Raw genomic sequence first — 15,353 nt, 5'->3', positions numbered from 1 at the left:
CTCCTAGCTCAGAGGTCATCGGGTCCGAGCAGCAGCAAGCAGCCAGAAGCAATCCCCGCCGAGAGGTTCACCCATGGCAGGCGAGACCGTCATCACGGTCGTCGGCAATCTCGTCGACGACCCCGAGCTGCGCTTCACCCCGTCCGGTGCGGCGGTCGCGAAGTTCCGCGTCGCGTCCACTCCCCGCACCTTCGACCGCCAGACCAATGAGTGGAAGGACGGCGAAAGCCTCTTCCTGACCTGCTCGGTCTGGCGTCAGGCGGCGGAGAACGTCGCCGAGTCGCTCCAGCGAGGCATGCGCGTTGTCGTGCAGGGCCGGCTGAAGCAGCGGTCCTACGAGGACCGCGAGGGCGTCAAGCGCACGGTCTACGAGCTGGACGTCGAGGAAGTCGGCCCCAGTCTCAAGAACGCCACGGCCAAGGTCACCAAGACCACCGGCCGCGGTGGCCAGGGCGGCTACGGCGGCGGCCAGCAGGGCGGCGGGAACTGGGGCGGCGGCCCCGGTGGTGGTGGCCAGCAGGGCGGCGGCGGAGCACCCGCCGACGACCCGTGGGCCACCAGCGCGCCGGCCGGCGGCAGCCAGCAGCAGCCGCAGAGCGGCGGGGGCAATGGAGGCGGCTGGGGCGGAAGCTCCGGCGGCGGCTACTCGGACGAGCCGCCCTTCTAGGGCGGGCTCGTACCCCACTTCTTGATCACACAGGAGAAACACCATGGCGAAGCCGCCTGTGCGCAAGCCTAAGAAGAAGGTCTGCGCATTCTGCAAGGACAAGACCCAGTACGTGGACTACAAGGACACGAACATGCTGCGGAAGTTCATTTCCGACCGCGGCAAGATCCGTGCCCGCCGCGTCACCGGCAACTGCACGCAGCACCAGCGTGACGTCGCCACGGCAGTCAAGAACAGCCGTGAGATGGCGCTGCTGCCCTACACGTCCACCGCGCGATAAGGGAAGGGTGACCGAATCATGAAGATCATCCTCACCCACGAGGTCTCAGGCCTCGGTGCCGCCGGCGACGTCGTCGACGTCAAGGACGGCTACGCTCGCAACTACCTGGTCCCGCGCGGTTTCGCGATCCGCTGGACCAAGGGCGGCGAGAAGGACGTGGCGCAGATCCGCCGCGCCCGCAAGATCCACGAGATCGCCACCATCGAGCAGGCCAACGAGATCAAGGCCCGCCTCGAAGGCGTGAAGGTGCGTCTGGCCGTTCGCTCCGGTGACGCCGGCCGCCTCTTCGGCTCCGTCACCCCGGCCGACCTCGCCTCGGCGATCAAGTCCGCCGGTGGCCCGGAGGTCGACAAGCGCCGCATCGAGCTCGGTTCGCCGATCAAGACCCTGGGCTCGCACCAGGTGTCTGTCCGGCTGCACCCCGAGGTCGCCGCGAAGCTCGGCGTCGAGGTCATCGCCGCCTGAGCACAGCGCTCAGCAGTACAGCGCTCAGCAGTACATGGAGAGGGCCGCATCCCCCAGGGGGTGCGGCCCTCTCGCCCTTCCTGAGACCGCTCGGGACGGTCCGTGTTTCACGTTTCATGTTTCACGTGAAACATGGCATGCGCGCTTCCGTCAGCGAGTGGCGCCCGTGACCAGCCAGCGACCCGACCGAGTACGCAGCCAGAGCGTCAGCATCCGGACGCCCATCATCAGCCCCATCGTCCACCACAGAGCCGTCAGACCACCGCCCCAGGCAGGCACGAGCAGAGCGACCGGGGCGAAGACCGCCAGCGTCACCAGCATCGCTCCCGCCAGATACGGCCCGTCCCCGGCGCCCATCAGCACACCGTCCAGCACGAAGACGATCCCCGAGATCGGCTGGGTAACGGCCACCACCAGCAGAGCCGGCAGCAGCGTGTCCCGCACCACCTGATCACCGGTGAACAGAGGAATGAACAGCGGACGTGCCGCGACGATCAGAACGCCGAGCACCACACCCGCCGCGACCCCCCACTGCACCATGCGCCGACAGGCCTCCCGCGCGCCCTGAGTGTCACCCGCCCCCAGATAGCGGCCAATGATCGCCTGCCCCGCGATGGCGATCGCATCGAGCGCGAAAGCCATCAGGCTCCACAACGACAGAATGATCTGATGGGCCGCGACATCCGCGTCACCCAGACGCGCGGCTACCGCGGTGGCGATCATCAGAACCGCGCGCAGCGACAGCGTACGAACCAACAGCGGTACGCCGGCCTGGGCACTCGCCCGTATCCCCGCCGCGTCGGGACGCAGCGACGCACCATGCCGTCGCGCTCCCCGAACCACTACCACCAGATAGACGGCCGCCATGGCGCACTGAGCCAGCACCGTCCCCCAGGCTGAACCGGCGATCCCGAGACCGGCGCCGTAGACGAGCACGACATTGAGCGCCGCGTTGGCCCCGAACCCGCCGATGGCGACATACAGCGGCGTCCGGGTGTCCTGGAGCCCGCGCAGCACACCCGTGGCGGCCAGCACCACCAGCATGGCGGGGATACCGAGACTGGAGATCCGCAGATAGGTGACCGCGTACGGGGCAGCGGTGTCCGACGCCCCGAACAGACCGACAAGCCACGGCGCGGCGGGCAGGGTGACGGCGATAACCGCCGCGCCGAGCAGAAGCGCGAGCCAGATGCCGTCCATGCCCTGACGTATGGCGGCCTGGAGATCGCCCGCGCCCACGCGCCGGGCCACGGCCGCGGTGGTGGCGTAGGCGAGAAAGACGAAGATGCTCACCGCGGTCGTCAGCAGGGCCGCCGCGATCGCCAGTCCGGCGAGTTGGGGGGTGCCGAGATGGCCGACGATCGCGCTGTCCACCATCACGAAGAGCGGCTCGGCGACGAGGGCGCCGAAGGCGGGAACGGCGAGGGCGACGATCTCGCGATCGTGCCGTCGGGGGCCTGTCCTGGATATCGCGGGAGCCTTTGTCATGCGCTCAATCTAATCTTCCACAGGTAAGTGATGCAATGCGTCAGGGGTCCTTACCGTGCCGCCTGGTGAGGGCTCGGCTGTGTGCCGTTTGTTGTGATCTTGGTCCAGTCGGGAAAGTTTTTCTCCCCCACAGCCGGTGGACGGAAAAAGCCCAGCTCAGGAAGGGTGCGGCGGGGTCGATATGAGTTTGTCCACAGTGCTGTCCCCCGGTCCGTGCACAGGTTCTCCGGGGTTCTCCACAGCATCTGATCGGTCGTCCACATGGCCTGTGGATAACCAGATTGGCTGACGGTGCCCGCGGGCCTACCGTGGACCGGCGTCCGACGCGCCGGAACCGGAGTCAGGCCTCTCGTTTTGTCAGTGTCGTGCCGTAGAAAGAGTGGCACGGCGAGGTCCGCTGAGCGGACGTGAGGAGGTGGCCGGTGAGCATTCCCGAGCCATTGGACGACCCCTGGACCGACGCCGGTCCCAGTGACCGTCTGCCTGTCTCCCGGCAGCGCCGTGGCGAGGGCCGGGGCCGCGAGGAGCAGCACGAGCGCGGCCGGGACAGCGATGCCTGGGACGGCGGGTCTCCCGGGTTCGAGCGGGTGCCGCCGCAGGACCTCGATGCCGAACAGTCGGTTCTCGGCGGCATGCTGCTGTCCAAGGACGCCATCGCCGACGTGGTGGAGATCATCAAGGGGCATGATTTCTACCGCCCCGCGCACGAGACGGTATTCCAGGCGATCCTCGACCTCTACGCGAAGGGGGAGCCGGCCGACCCGATCACGGTGGCGGCCGAGCTGACCAAGCGGGGTGAGATCACCCGCGTCGGCGGGCCGTCGTATCTGCACACGCTGGTCCAGTCGGTGCCCACGGCGGCCAATGCCTCGTATTACGCGGAGATCGTCCATGAGCGGGCGGTGCTGCGGCGGCTTGTCGAGGCCGGCACGAAGATCACGCAGATGGGATACGCGGCCGACGGCGATGTGGACGAGATCGTCAACTCCGCCCAGGCCGAGATCTACGCCGTCACCGAGCAGCGGACCAGTGAGGACTATCTGCCGCTCGGCGACATCATGGAGGGCGCGCTTGACGAGATCGAGGCGATCGGTTCGCGCAGCGGTGAGATGACCGGTGTGCCGACGGGCTTCACGGACTTCGACTCCCTCACGAACGGGCTGCACCCCGGCCAGATGATCGTCATCGCGGCCCGTCCCGCCATGGGTAAGTCCACGCTCGCTCTGGATTTCGCGCGGGCCGCGTCGATCAAGAACAATCTGCCGAGTGTGATTTTCTCGCTCGAAATGGGGCGCAATGAGATCGCGATGCGTCTGCTGTCGGCGGAGGCGCGGGTGGCGCTGCACCATATGCGATCGGGCACGATGACGGACGAGGACTGGACCCGGCTGGCCCGTCGTATGCCGGATGTCTCGCAGGCTCCGCTCTATATCGATGATTCGCCGAACCTCTCGATGATGGAGATCCGGGCGAAGTGCCGGCGGCTGAAGCAGCGCAACGAGCTGAAGCTGGTGATCATCGACTATCTGCAGCTGATGCAGTCGGGTGGTTCGAAGCGGGCCGAGAGCCGTCAGCAGGAGGTCTCGGACATGTCGCGAAACCTGAAGCTGCTGGCCAAGGAGCTGGAACTGCCGGTCATCGCGCTGTCGCAGCTGAACCGTGGTCCGGAGCAGCGTACGGACAAGAAGCCGATGGTCTCCGACCTGCGTGAGTCGGGTTCGATCGAGCAGGACGCGGACATGGTGATCCTGCTGCACCGCGAGGACGCGTACGAGAAGGAGTCGCCGCGCGCGGGCGAGGCCGACCTCATCGTGGCCAAGCACCGTAATGGTCCGACGGCGACGATCACGGTGGCGTTCCAGGGCCACTACTCACGCTTCGTGGACATGGCCCAGACCTGAGCCCGGGCCGTGTAGGGCCTCAGATTTCGCGGCACAGTCTCATCTCCGATGGCACATCGGCGGCACTTATGCCGTCTTCGTGAGACTCGCTGGTCGGGGTTCTCACCCTTTCGGGCGGCCCGCTCCGCCCGTCAGTGCCTGGCTGACACCCTTGGCTGTACGGGTCGTTGCCCGTGGGGCGGGGGTATGCGATGGACAGTGTCACGGCGACGGTGAGTATCCGTCAGCAGCGTGGTGCTCTTGTGGAGGACCGGGACTGGGGTACGGCACCTGTCGACCTTCTGCAGTCGGCTTGTCCGTGGCGGACGTTCCGTTGGGGGCCAGAAGCACTACTCGGGTATCTACTGGTCAGCGACGATGCGCGACCACGTGATCTACGAGTCGCGCTTGGAACTGTCGCGGTTGCTCTTTGCCGACTTCGATCCGTCCGTACGCGGCATCGTGGCCCAGCCTTTCCTGCTGAAGGCCGTTGTGGAGGGGCAGGCCCGCAAGCACATCCCGGATTGCATCTTGTCCACTGAGCAGGGTCCGGTAGTGGTGGATGTGAAGCCGCACTGCCGGCTGTCCACCCCAGTGGTGGCGTTCACGTTCGCGTGGACCCGGCAGGCGGTCGAGTCGCGTGACGGGCGCTCAGCGCCTCGTCTCGTACCTGGTCAGGATCACGCCGCAGGGAAGCGTCCGCGTCTCCACCAGGTTCAGGTTCACCCAGCTGTCCAGCGCGGTGAAGAACGGCGTGCCGCCGCTCACCAGGACCGGCGCGGTGGCCAGCACGTACTCGTCAATCAGCCCGGCCCGCATGGCCGCCCCGGCGAGCGTCGCGCCGCCGATGTCCATCGGGCCGCCGTCCTCGGCCTTGAGCCGGGTGATCTCGGCGACCGCGTCGCCGGTGACCAGGCGGGTGTTCCAGTCGACCTCGTCGATCGTCGAGGAGAACACCACCTTCGACATGTCCCGCCAGCGGCGCGCGAACTCGATCTCCGCCGGGGTGGCGTTGGGCTGCTGGTCGCCGGTCGGCCAGTAGGAGCTCATCGTCTGCCACAGCTTGCGCCCGTACAGCGACAGTTCGGTCGCCTGCAACTGGTCGGACCAGAACTGGAACAGCTCGTCGCTCGGCACGCTCCAGCCGATGTCGTCGCCGGGCGCGGCGATGTAGCCGTCCAGGGTCAGGTTCATGCCGTAGATCAATTTCCGCATGGGGCCCAGCCTTCCGTGAGTCGGTCTCACGCGTACAGACCGGCGCGGCGCGGGAAACTCATCGGTACGCGATCTGAGCTCGCATGTAGTCCTCGTGCTCGGTGGCTCAGCCGCAGACTCATCGTTCCGCCGAGGAAATGGCATCGATCTGAGACTGATCTTGGGTGACATCGCGGTGAGACAACAGAGAACCAGCAGGTCACAGAAGATCGACATGTGATCGGCGGCGAGACCCTACAGGCCGGCCGGAGGGGGCTCGGGGAGGTTCGCGTTTCGCGTTCCCACCCTGTGCGGCCCATCCGGCCGGGGTCGTGCCGGCTGCGGGTCAGGCGTAGAAGTTGCGCTGCCAGCGGTGTTTGGCGAGCAGGGTGAGCCGGCCGTCGGTCAGCAGGTGGCCGTCGCTCACGGCGGTGTTGCGTTCCACGTTCCGTACGGTGCGCATGCCGGGGATGACGGTGGAGACGGCCGGTGCGCTGAGCACGTACCGCAGTGCGGTTTCCGCGATCTCGTCGGGGGCGATGCCCAGTTCGGCGGTGATGGCGTTGACATGCTGCTCGACCTGGGCGGGACGGCCGTCGCGGAAGTAGCGGCTGCGGAAGTCGCCTTCGGGGAAGGTGGTTCCGGCCGTGATGCGCCCCGTCAGGCCTCCTTCGTCGAGGGCCACCCGGACGATCACGCCGACTCCGTGTTCCTGGCAGGCGGGGAGCAGGGCGTCGGCCGGGGCCTGGTCGAAGATGTTGTAGATGACCTGCACGGTGTCCACCACGCCGCTGCGGACCAGGGCGAGGGCGTTGTCGGGCTGGTGGTCGTTGATGGATACGCCGAACAGGCGGATCTTCCCCTGCTGCTTCAGTTCGGCGATGGTCTCCAGCCAGTCGCCGCGGCCGACCCACTCGTCGCTCCAGACGTGGAACTGGAGCACGTCGAAGTGGTCCAGGCCGCTGACGCGCAGGCTGGTCTCCAGGCTGTCGCGGATATGCGCGCCGGGGAATGTGTCCGCGGGGTCCAGCCCGTCGGGGGCGGGCCAGATGCCGTTCTTCGGGGGCACCTTGGTCGCCACGTACACCTGGTCACCGGCCCGTTCGCGGACCACCTGGCCCACGATCCGCTCGCTCTCGCCGTAGCCGCGGGCGGTGTCGATGAAGTTCACGCCCCGGTCGATGGCGCGGTGCAGTGCGCGTAGGGACTCGTCCTCCGTGGCGCCCACCCAGCCGGACTCGCCGATGCCCCAGGCGCCGTAGCCGATCTCGGACACCGACAGTCCACTGCGTCCCAGCTCGCGGTAGCGCACAGTTCTCCTCCACGTCATGGTTGGTCGGGATGGTTGGCTCAGGACGCTCGTTCGGCGGCGCTGCGTTCCACGCAGAATTCATTGCCTTCCGGGTCCGCGAGGGTGACCCAGCCCGCGCCGTCGGGGCGGCGGTGGTCGCCCACGAGGGTGGCGCCGAGGGCGAGGAGGCGGTCCACCTCTTCGTCGCGGGTGCGGTCCTGGGGCTGGAGGTCCAAGTGGACTCTGTTCTTGGTTGCCTTGGCCTCGGGCACCTCGATGAAGAGCAGCGTGGCGCCCTCTGACGCGAGCAGTGCTTCCGGATCGCCGGGCTTGTCGTCGTCCGCCAGGGAAGCGCCGAGGACCTTGGCCCAGAAGTTGCCCAGGGCGTAGGTGTCCGCGCAGTCGATGGTGATGTGGCGCACCAGGGATGTCATGCGGTCACTCTGATCATTCCGGCCGTTTCTGTCCAGGGTGTGAGGCCGTGGTGCGAAATGGAGTCGACCGGGCGGGTTCTCGCCGGTAGATGTGGAGCATGACCTCATCTCCTGAACAGTTGCTGCCCAGTACGCGACGAGCCCTGTTGCATCGCATCGCCCGAGCTCAGGCCGAGGGACGTGCCCCGTCGCTGGTCGGCGCGGTGGCGCGGGAGGGGCGGATGGTGTGGACGGGAGCCCGTAGTTGTGTGGAGGGGCATGCTCCGGACGCGGATACGCAGTACCGCATCGGGTCGATCACCAAGACGTTCACCGCCGTGCTGGTGCTGCGGCTGCGTGATGAGGGGCTGCTTGATCTGAATGACCCGCTGGAGAAGCATCTTCCGGGGACCGGGGTGGGCGAGGTCACGGTCGCTCAGCTCCTCGGCCATAGCGCGGGATTGAGCGCGGAGACTCCGCCGCCCTGGTGGGAGCGGACTCCGGGTTCGCTTCGGCCGGAGCTCGCGGACGTCCTCGGTGAGCGGCCCGTGCTGCATCCTGCGGGGCGGCGCCACCACTACTCGAACCCGGGCTTCACGCTGCTCGGTTCGCTGGTCGAGGCGGTGCGTGGAGCGTCCTGGGAGGAAGTGCTGCGGCGTGAGGTCCTTGAGCCGTTGTCCATGGACCGTACGTCCGCGCGGCCGGTGGCTCCGCACGCGGGTGGCTGGGCCGTGCATCCCTGGGCCGATGTGATGCTGCCCGAGCCGACGGAGGATCTGGGGCTGATGGCCCCCGCTGGTCAGCTCTGGTCGACGGCCGCCGATCTCTGCCGCTTCGCGGTCTTCCTCTCGGAGGGGGACGAGAAGGTCTTGAGCGAGGCTTCTGTGCGGGAGCTGCGGACACCGGCCGTGCCGCCCGAGGCCGGGCAGTGGAACGACGGCTATGGGCTCGGGACGCAGCTTGTGCGGTGGGGGGACCGGACGCTGGTGGGCCATACGGGTTCGCTGCCCGGCTTTGTCGCCGGTCTGTGGGTCAGTGTGGAGGACGACGTGGCCGCGGTGGTGCTGGCCAATGTCACCTCGGGGCCGTATGCCGGGGCGATCGCCGCTGATCTCATCGGCATTGTGGCGGACGCGGAGCCGCGGATCCCCGAACCGTGGCGTCCGCTGCCCGAGGCCGACCGGGATCTGCTGGATCTCACCGGGCCGTGGTACTGGGGTACGAGTCCCTTCGGGCTGAAGTGGTTGTCGGACCGGGGCCTGGAACTTGGCCCGCTACGAGGCGGCGGGCGTGGTTCGCGCTTCGTGGTGCAGCCCGATGGCGACTGGAGAGGGCTCGATGGCTACTACGCGGGGGAGACCCTGCGGGTGGTGCGTCGCCCTGACGGCTCGGTGAGCCATCTCGACGTCGGGTCGTTCGTCTTTACGCGCGAGCCGTACGGGCCGGACGACGCGGTTCCCGGGGGTGTGGACTCGAAGGGCTGGCGCGGCCTCGGGGATATCAAGGAGTAGAGCGACCGTGATGTTTCACGTGAAACCGGTCACACTGGTCTGTTGGCGGTAGCGCCTGCGCGGCTCCGAAGCCGCAAGCGTGGATTGCGGCTTCGGTCCCGTACGCGCAGGCGGACTACCCCTGGAGCACGTGGAGCTTTGCCCCGTTGTTCCAGGCTTCCAGCAGGCCGCGGTGGACCGCTGTCATATCGTGCCGCGCGGCGAGCAGGAGGGCGTCGCGGGTGAAGGGGCAGGTGGCGACGAGCAGCGCGATGTCGGCCTTGTAGTCCAGCTTGGCCATCCCGATGAACTGCTGTACGTCACCGCTGGTGATGGTCGCGGCGGGTGTACGTGCCTTGCACTGGACGACCAGGCGGCGTCCATCGGGGGCGTAGGCCAGGATGTCCGCGCCGGTGTCGCCATGTCCGCCGGTCACCGTGACCTGGTCGCAGCCGTCCCGCCGGCAGAGCCATGCGATGTGCTGTTCGAACTGATGCGGGTTCATGGCGTCGAGTGCGTTCATGGAGCCGGCTGCCTCGCGTTCACACAGGATGCGTTTGAGGCGGGTCACTTCGTCATCGAGTGCTTCGATGCGGGCGCGCTGCTCGCCGTCGTTGCGGACCGCGATATTGAGAACCGGGACGATGGTCCGGTCGATCGCGGTACGGACCGTTTCCTCGGCGATACGCGTCATATCCGCGCGTGCCATGTCCGTCTCGGTGCGGGTGGCCATCTCCCGGGCGACGGCCTCCGCGATGCGCTCGTCGACCCACTCGGTAAGCCTGTGGAAAAGGTTATCCACAGGAACGGCGTGGTGCTTTGCTTCGGCGTTGAGTAGGTAGGTGCGCACCTGACGTGCGACGATGCTGTCGCGGAGCAGCATGGCGGTGTTCAGAACGGCTCGCCGGGAGAAGACTCCGATGGAGCGGCTGCGGGAGGAGATCCCACAGACTTGCTTGAAGCAAGTCAGTTGCTCGCCTTCGAGGACGCGGTATCCGTTGGATGTGAGTTCGGCACGGTGATCGTGGATCACGGCCCAGATGACGGTTTCGCCGACTTCGAAGTAGGCGGCGACGTCCTTCGTGGTGGCGTGGAGGCCGTCCGGTGACAGGGTCAGTTGTTTGACCTTGTCGAGGACGTCATCGCGTTCCGCGACGCTTGCGCGCAGTGCTCTGGACTCGATCAGAGCTATCTCGTTGAGCATGTGGTCCGTCTCCTCCCGGGCCGGGTGGGGCCTGTTCGAGTTGGGGGACGGGATCCGGACGCACGTCCGGCCCCTTGCCGGAGGCAACGAGCCAAAACGGATAAGGGTGCGGTTTTCAGATACTCATCTTGAAACCGACATGTGAGGCGGTGAAGCCGAGCCGCTCGTAGAAGCGGTGGGCGTCGGTGCGGCTGGCGTCGGAGGTCAGCTGGACCAACTGACAGCCCTGGCGGCGCGATTCGTCGACCGCCCACTCGATGAAGCGGGTGCCGAGTCCGCTGCCGCGCTCGTCGGCGTGGACGCGTACGGCTTCGATGATGGAGCGGGTGGCGCCGCGCCGGGAGAGTCCGGGGATGATCGTGAGCTGGAGCGTGCCGATGACCCGGCCGTCGCGTTCGGCCACCACCACGTGTTGGTTCGGGTCGCGGGCGAGTCGTTCGTAGGCCTCGGTGTACGGGGTGAGGTCGTCGGGGGACTCGCGCTGGGCGCCCAGGGGGTCGTCCGCGAGCATCGCCACGATGGCGGGGATGTCGTCGTGGGCGGCGGGCCGTATTTTCAGATCGCTCATGATCCGCAGCGTACGCCGGAGGGCGGCCGCGGGGGCCGAACGGCGAGGCTCAGCCGGTCGCCATGTTCAGGGGTGCGAACCGCCGGGACCGGTCGCCGGGCAGGTCCCGGTCGCCGTATGCCATGAGTGTGGTGAGGGTGACCGGTTTCAGGCCGTGGTCTTTGAGCCAGTTCTGTAGTTCCTTGTGGCGCAGGTCGATGACGGTGCGTACGGGGCGGTCCGAGCCTGTGGCCAGCGCGGAGATCAGCGCTTTCGCTGTCTCTGTGTCCCGGGCGATCAGCGGGCCGATGACATCGGCGGCCGGTGTGGGCCAGGCCGCCGCGTATCCGATGAGGGTGGAGCCTTCCTCCGCGACTCTGAGCCGGTCGGCGAAGGCGGGGAGGCGCGCGATGAGGTGGGTGCGGTCTGCTCCGAGGACTTCGGTGTCCAGGCGTACGAGGGCCGGCAGGTCGCCGGCGGAGGCGGGCCGGGTGGTGATCCGCAGTGGGTGTTCCGGTGACCGGAGGTGTCCGAGGAGAGTCTCGGCCTCGCCGATGTCGGTGAAGCCGAGCTTTTCGTAGAGCGGGCGTCCGAACGGGGTGGCGTAGAGGGTGAGGGGGGTGTTCCCGGCCTCGTGCAGTGCGTGGTCCATGAGCCGTCGCCCGAGCCCCTGGCGGGCGTGCCGTCCGGCGACGAGCAGCATGCCGATGGCGGTGAGTTCCGGGCGGTCCGTGGGGCCGTACGAGGTGACGACGCATACGGCGGCCAGCCCTTTGCCCGCCGGGTCGTCGATGCCGTAGGCGGTGCTCGCCGAGAGCAGCAGGCCCCATTTGTGCTCCTCGCGTGCCCAGCTGCGGTCTTCGGCGAGGTCTGCGCAGGACTTGAGGTCGCTCAAGGTCAGACGGCGGATCGGCTGTGCGGAGAGCGGTGTCGGCATAAGGATCAGGCTGTCGGAGCCGGTGATCGTTCGTCCACCGCTTTACGAGAAGTAGTCCGATGGGATGTGGCTGTGCGCCGCAGACGTCGGCCGCGCCGCGTGAGTCCCCAGGGTTTGAGTACGGAGATCGCTGTCATGAAGAGATAGGCGCAGCTCGCCACTGTGGGCGCGGCGACGAGGCTGTTGTCGGGGAGTCCGGCGGCTGCGGCGTCGTTGATGGTCGGCCGCAGGGCGAAGACGGTTGCCGCGAGGGTGATCAGGGTGAGCCAGAACTTGGTCCATACCCAGCGGTGCCGGGCCAGGCCCCAGGGGGTTCCGAGTGAGAGCAGCACTCCGCTGATGAGGGCGAGCAGGGCGATGGGGATGATCAGCCAGTCGGCGAGGATCTTCATGGCGCGGTAGGCGGCCTGTGTGGTGGTGGCGTCGTTGGTGAGGAAGGCGGTGACGCCGAGGGTGAGGAGGCCGAGGGTGAGTCCCAGCCAGCTCACGGATGTGGCGACATGGGTGACGAGGAGGGTCCGGCGCGCGGGCCGCTTGAGTTGTTTCACGTGAAACACGGTGCCTGGCGACGGGGTCTGGGGCGTCTGCCCGCGGGAGTAACCGCGCGTACTAACCTCGGCGTACATGGCGAGCGTACGCAGACTGCATCTCTTCGATCTCGATGGAACGCTGATCCGTGGTTCGGCGGCGGCTGTGGAGATTTCCCGGCAGCTGGGGCTGGGTGCCGAAATCGCGGAGTTGGAGCGTGAGTTCCTGTCACTCGGGCTGGCGCCGGACGAGTTCGCGGTGCGGGCCCGGGAGCTGTGGGCCGAACTCGCCACGGTGCAGGTGGCGGCGGCTTTCGAGGGCGCGCCCTGGCTGCTGGGTATCCGTGAGGTCTGGGCGGATATCCGGAAGCGGGGGGATTACTGCGCTGTTATCTCCTTGTCGCCCGACTTCTTTGTCACGCGGCTGCTGGAGTGGGGTGTGCATGCCGCTCATGGTTCTCGCTGGCCGGTGCTGCCTTTCACCGAGCCGGTCGACCGTGCGGGCATTTTGAACCCGGCTGCCAAGGTGAAGATCGCGAACCGGCTGTGTGCAGAGTTCGGGGTGAGCCTGGACGACTGTGTTGCCTACGGTGATTCGATGTCGGACGCGGAGATCTTCGCGGCGGCGCCCCGGGCGGTGGCGGTGAATGCGGATCACCATCTGTCGGGGCTTGCCACGCACACGTACACAGGGGGCGATCTGCGTGAGGCCTATGAACTGGTGCGCCTCCAGTGAACCGGTACGGCGTCGGCAGTAATACTCTGACCCGGAGGTGCCGCGGGAATCGCGGCCGGAATCCGGCGAATGAGCACAGGAGCGATGGAGCCTAACGGTAAATCCGGTGTGGATGCCCGGACTTCGCGCTCTTTGTCCCCTGTCGTGAGCCGGCCTGTCATGCTGCCTGTGCGGGCGGTGTGGGCAATGTCGCACTCCTTCACCTTGTGCCCGAATTGGGGCTTCGGGGGAGGTTAACGTGAGGTCTCAACAGTCCTAGTCAGAGCGGGGAATTGCTAGCGTATTCCGGGCCAGCGGAAGTGCGCAGACCGACCGAAAGATGTTCGAGGCGAGGCACACCATGGACGCTCCGACCACCACGTCGGCCGACAACGGCACTTCTGGAGACGGCGGAGGAGGCGGTTGGTTCGCCGCCCGTCGAGCGCCGAGGGCCGAGGGCCGGCCGGACTCCGGGACCGCGGGCGGCGCTGAGGAGGCGGCGGGCCGGGAGCGAATACCCGTCCCGAGTCGCTCGCTTGCCTCCATACGCCCGGTGGGCTCCGGGGCGGCTCGTTCCGCTCCGCCCTCGCGCGAGGGCGCCGCAGGGCATGAGGCACGGACGGATACGGCGGCCCGGCGGCAGCCGGGGCCGGTGGATGACGTTCCCGAGGCCTTCCGGCCGCGTGGCAAGGGGGTGCGCGGCGGGGACGGACCTGCCCCTCATCCGCCGGTCCACGAGGATCCCGCCACAGGCCCCGCCGCAGCCGCCGCAGATCCCGCTACGGATCCCGCCACGACGGCCGGCAGCGGCGGTGAGCCGGACTCCGAAGCCGCGCCAGGAGCCGCGTCAGGAGCGGCGAAGCCGGCCGCACCCGTATCGGCCGCGCTGCCCCCCGAGGCTCCGGCGCCGCAACCGTCCGCCGTGGCCCCTGCCGCGCCCTCCGCTTCCGCCGTTCCTTCCGCTCCCGCGGACGATCCGAACGCTTCGCCGGACGCGATCCTGGTCCGCCGTACGCTGGCCGAGATCGCTCCGGTCTCCGACCAGGTCACCTCGTACTTCTATTCGCTGCTCTTCGTCCGCCACCCGGATCTGCGCGGCCTGTTTCCTGTCGCCATGGACGCCCAGCGTGACCGGCTCCTCAAGGCGCTGCTGACCGCTGCCGAGCACATGGACTCCCCGGCCGTCCTGACGGGCTATCTCCGGCAACTGGGCCGGGGGCACCGCAAGTACGGCACACAGGCCACGCACTACCCCGCCGTCGGTGAGGCGCTTCTGGGCGCGCTGTCCCGTTACGCCTCGTCCAGTTGGGACGACGAGACCGAGGGCGCCTGGGTCAGGACGTACACCACGATCTCGCAGATCATGATCGACGCGGCGGCGGAGAACGAGCTGCACGCTCCGGCCTGGTGGCAGGCCGAGGTGGTCTCGCACGATCTCCGCACGTCCGACATCGCTGTTGTCACGGTCCGCCCCGACCAGCCGTATCCGTTTGTGGCAGGCCAGTACACCAGCCTGGAGACGCCGTGGTGGCCGCGGGTCTGGCGGCACTACTCGTTCGCCTCCGCGCCCCGCCCGGACGGTCTGCTGTCCTTCCATGTGAAGGCGGTTCCGGCGGGCTGGGTCTCCAACGCGCTGGTCCATCACGCCCGCCCCGGCGACGTGCTGCGTCTCGGCCCGCCGGCCGGTTCGATGACGGTCGACCACAGCACGGACAACGGTCTGCTCTGTCTGGGCGGCGGCACGGGCATAGCGCCGATCAAGGCGCTCGTCGAGGATGTCGCCGAGCACGGGCACCGGCGCCCCGTCCAGGTCTTCTACGGTGCGCGCCATGACGAGGATCTGTACGACATCGAGACGATGCTGCAGCTCCAGAGCGTGCACCCGTGGCTGGCGGTGCGTCCGGTGGTCGCCGAGGGGCCCAGCCAGGGGCTTACGGGGCAGCTTCCGGAGGCGGTGCGCGAATACGGTCCCTGGCATGAGTACGACGCGTACCTGTCGGGGCCGCCCGGGATGATCCGCAGCAGTCTCGACGCGCTCAAGGGGGCCGGGATCCCGCTGGAGCGGATCCGGCACGACTCCCTGGAAGAGCTTGTGGGGGCGATCGGCTAGGGCCTGTCTTCAAAGTAGCGCCGTCCGCCCGAAGGGCGGGCCCGGGGGCGTCCGGTGCACTGCGTTCGCTGCGCTCTCTCCGTCTCGGCGCCTTGATTCCTCCTTCGGATGCCGAGCGGCGATCGCAAGGCGGAGGGTCGCCCCA

Annotated in this window: 14 protein-coding genes and 2 pseudogenes; 8 read left to right on the top strand and 8 right to left on the bottom strand. The window is 68.0% G+C overall.

Annotated elements, in window-relative coordinates:
- Positions 1 to 73: 73 nt before the first annotated feature.
- Genes IF11_RS0127045 through rplI form a run of 3 tightly spaced genes read left to right on the top strand, consistent with a single transcriptional unit; the run spans position 74 to position 1,412 of the window.
- Positions 74 to 667, top strand: coding sequence for a single-stranded DNA-binding protein (locus IF11_RS0127045; protein ID WP_030354351.1), 594 nt, complete (start codon positions 74 to 76; stop codon positions 665 to 667).
- A gap of 43 nt (positions 668 to 710) precedes the next feature.
- Positions 711 to 947 carry a 30S ribosomal protein S18 gene (gene rpsR / locus IF11_RS0127040; RefSeq protein ID WP_003967857.1) on the top strand — a complete coding sequence of 79 codons (237 nt, stop codon included), beginning with the start codon at positions 711 to 713 and terminating at the stop codon, positions 945 to 947.
- 18 nt (positions 948 to 965) lie between these two features.
- Positions 966 to 1,412, top strand: coding sequence for a 50S ribosomal protein L9 (gene rplI, locus IF11_RS0127035; RefSeq protein WP_030354350.1), 447 nt, complete (start codon positions 966 to 968; stop codon positions 1,410 to 1,412).
- A 150-nt stretch (positions 1,413 to 1,562) separates the two neighbouring features.
- Here rplI and IF11_RS0127030 read toward each other — a convergent pair whose 3' ends face one another.
- The gene (locus IF11_RS0127030; protein WP_030354349.1) at positions 1,563 to 2,900 is read right to left on the bottom strand and encodes an MATE family efflux transporter; all 1,338 of its coding nucleotides are present in this window, start codon (positions 2,898 to 2,900) and stop codon (positions 1,563 to 1,565) included.
- Between the two features lie 422 nt (positions 2,901 to 3,322).
- Between IF11_RS0127030 and dnaB the strand changes: the two genes are divergently transcribed.
- Both dnaB and IF11_RS42360 read left to right on the top strand, forming a co-directional pair.
- Entirely contained in the window at positions 3,323 to 4,801 is a 1,479-nt protein-coding gene (gene dnaB / locus IF11_RS0127025) for a replicative DNA helicase (RefSeq protein ID WP_078490948.1), read from the top strand.
- A 231-nt stretch (positions 4,802 to 5,032) separates the two neighbouring features.
- A pseudogene (locus IF11_RS42360) lies at positions 5,033 to 5,359 on the top strand (TnsA-like heteromeric transposase endonuclease subunit); the annotation flags it as partial.
- Between the two features lie 72 nt (positions 5,360 to 5,431).
- Here IF11_RS42360 and IF11_RS0127020 read toward each other — a convergent pair.
- The 3 genes and pseudogenes from IF11_RS0127020 to IF11_RS41055 all read right to left on the bottom strand — a co-directional run.
- Positions 5,432 to 5,995, bottom strand: coding sequence for a dihydrofolate reductase family protein (locus IF11_RS0127020; protein WP_030354347.1), 564 nt, complete (start codon positions 5,993 to 5,995; stop codon positions 5,432 to 5,434).
- A 325-nt stretch (positions 5,996 to 6,320) separates the two neighbouring features.
- The gene (locus IF11_RS0127015; protein ID WP_030354346.1) at positions 6,321 to 7,286 is read right to left on the bottom strand and encodes an aldo/keto reductase; all 966 of its coding nucleotides are present in this window, start codon (positions 7,284 to 7,286) and stop codon (positions 6,321 to 6,323) included.
- A 41-nt stretch (positions 7,287 to 7,327) separates the two neighbouring features.
- Positions 7,328 to 7,699, bottom strand: a pseudogene (locus IF11_RS41055) (VOC family protein); the annotation flags it as partial.
- A gap of 98 nt (positions 7,700 to 7,797) precedes the next feature.
- On the opposite strand from IF11_RS41055, the gene IF11_RS0127005 reads away from it, so the two are divergent.
- A complete protein-coding gene (locus IF11_RS0127005; protein WP_030354344.1) occupies positions 7,798 to 9,189 on the top strand; it encodes a serine hydrolase domain-containing protein in 1,392 nt (463 codons plus the stop codon).
- 115 nt (positions 9,190 to 9,304) lie between these two features.
- On the opposite strand, the gene IF11_RS0127000 is transcribed toward IF11_RS0127005, so the two are convergent.
- From IF11_RS0127000 to IF11_RS0126985, 4 genes are all read right to left on the bottom strand, one after another.
- Positions 9,305 to 10,372 carry a restriction endonuclease gene (locus IF11_RS0127000; RefSeq protein WP_037728685.1) on the bottom strand — a complete coding sequence of 356 codons (1,068 nt, stop codon included), beginning with the start codon at positions 10,370 to 10,372 and terminating at the stop codon, positions 9,305 to 9,307.
- 115 nt (positions 10,373 to 10,487) lie between these two features.
- Entirely contained in the window at positions 10,488 to 10,940 is a 453-nt protein-coding gene (locus tag IF11_RS0126995; protein ID WP_030354342.1) for a GNAT family N-acetyltransferase, read from the bottom strand.
- Positions 10,941 to 10,989: 49 nt separating this feature from the next.
- Positions 10,990 to 11,856 (bottom strand): GNAT family N-acetyltransferase, encoded by an 867-nt coding sequence (locus IF11_RS0126990; protein ID WP_030354341.1) that lies wholly within the window; start codon positions 11,854 to 11,856, stop codon positions 10,990 to 10,992.
- Positions 11,857 to 11,861: 5 nt separating this feature from the next.
- A complete protein-coding gene (locus IF11_RS0126985) occupies positions 11,862 to 12,404 on the bottom strand; it encodes a hypothetical protein (RefSeq protein WP_030354340.1) in 543 nt (180 codons plus the stop codon).
- A 76-nt stretch (positions 12,405 to 12,480) separates the two neighbouring features.
- Between IF11_RS0126985 and IF11_RS0126980 the strand changes: the two genes are divergently transcribed.
- Together IF11_RS0126980 and IF11_RS37030 are read left to right on the top strand one after the other, a co-directional pair.
- Positions 12,481 to 13,119: an HAD family hydrolase gene (locus IF11_RS0126980; protein ID WP_030354339.1), complete on the top strand. Its 639-nt coding sequence runs from the start codon at positions 12,481 to 12,483 to the stop codon at positions 13,117 to 13,119.
- A gap of 340 nt (positions 13,120 to 13,459) precedes the next feature.
- Entirely contained in the window at positions 13,460 to 15,208 is a 1,749-nt protein-coding gene (locus tag IF11_RS37030; RefSeq protein ID WP_037728705.1) for a globin domain-containing protein, read from the top strand.
- The last annotated feature ends 145 nt before the right edge of the window (positions 15,209 to 15,353 follow it).

It is taken from the genome of Streptomyces scopuliridis RB72 (assembly GCF_000718095.1).
GTDB lineage: Bacteria > Actinomycetota > Actinomycetes > Streptomycetales > Streptomycetaceae > Streptomyces > Streptomyces scopuliridis.
Note: the sequence above shows the minus strand (reverse complement) of the source record. Positions and strands in the feature narration are given on the sequence as shown.

Coding starts and splice junctions, on each gene's coding strand:
- IF11_RS0127045 (WP_030354351.1), top strand. CDS start 74: ATGGCAGGCGAGACCGTCATCACGGTCGTCGGCAATCTCGTCGACGAC.
- rpsR (WP_003967857.1), top strand. CDS start 711: ATGGCGAAGCCGCCTGTGCGCAAGCCTAAGAAGAAGGTCTGCGCATTC.
- rplI (WP_030354350.1), top strand. CDS start 966: ATGAAGATCATCCTCACCCACGAGGTCTCAGGCCTCGGTGCCGCCGGC.
- IF11_RS0127030 (WP_030354349.1), bottom strand. CDS start 2,900: ATGACAAAGGCTCCCGCGATATCCAGGACAGGCCCCCGACGGCACGAT.
- IF11_RS0127020 (WP_030354347.1), bottom strand. CDS start 5,995: ATGCGGAAATTGATCTACGGCATGAACCTGACCCTGGACGGCTACATC.
- IF11_RS0127005 (WP_030354344.1), top strand. CDS start 7,798: ATGACCTCATCTCCTGAACAGTTGCTGCCCAGTACGCGACGAGCCCTG.
- IF11_RS0127000 (WP_037728685.1), bottom strand. CDS start 10,372: ATGCTCAACGAGATAGCTCTGATCGAGTCCAGAGCACTGCGCGCAAGC.
- IF11_RS0126995 (WP_030354342.1), bottom strand. CDS start 10,940: ATGAGCGATCTGAAAATACGGCCCGCCGCCCACGACGACATCCCCGCC.
- IF11_RS0126990 (WP_030354341.1), bottom strand. CDS start 11,856: ATGCCGACACCGCTCTCCGCACAGCCGATCCGCCGTCTGACCTTGAGC.
- IF11_RS0126980 (WP_030354339.1), top strand. CDS start 12,481: ATGGCGAGCGTACGCAGACTGCATCTCTTCGATCTCGATGGAACGCTG.
- IF11_RS37030 (WP_037728705.1), top strand. CDS start 13,460: ATGGACGCTCCGACCACCACGTCGGCCGACAACGGCACTTCTGGAGAC.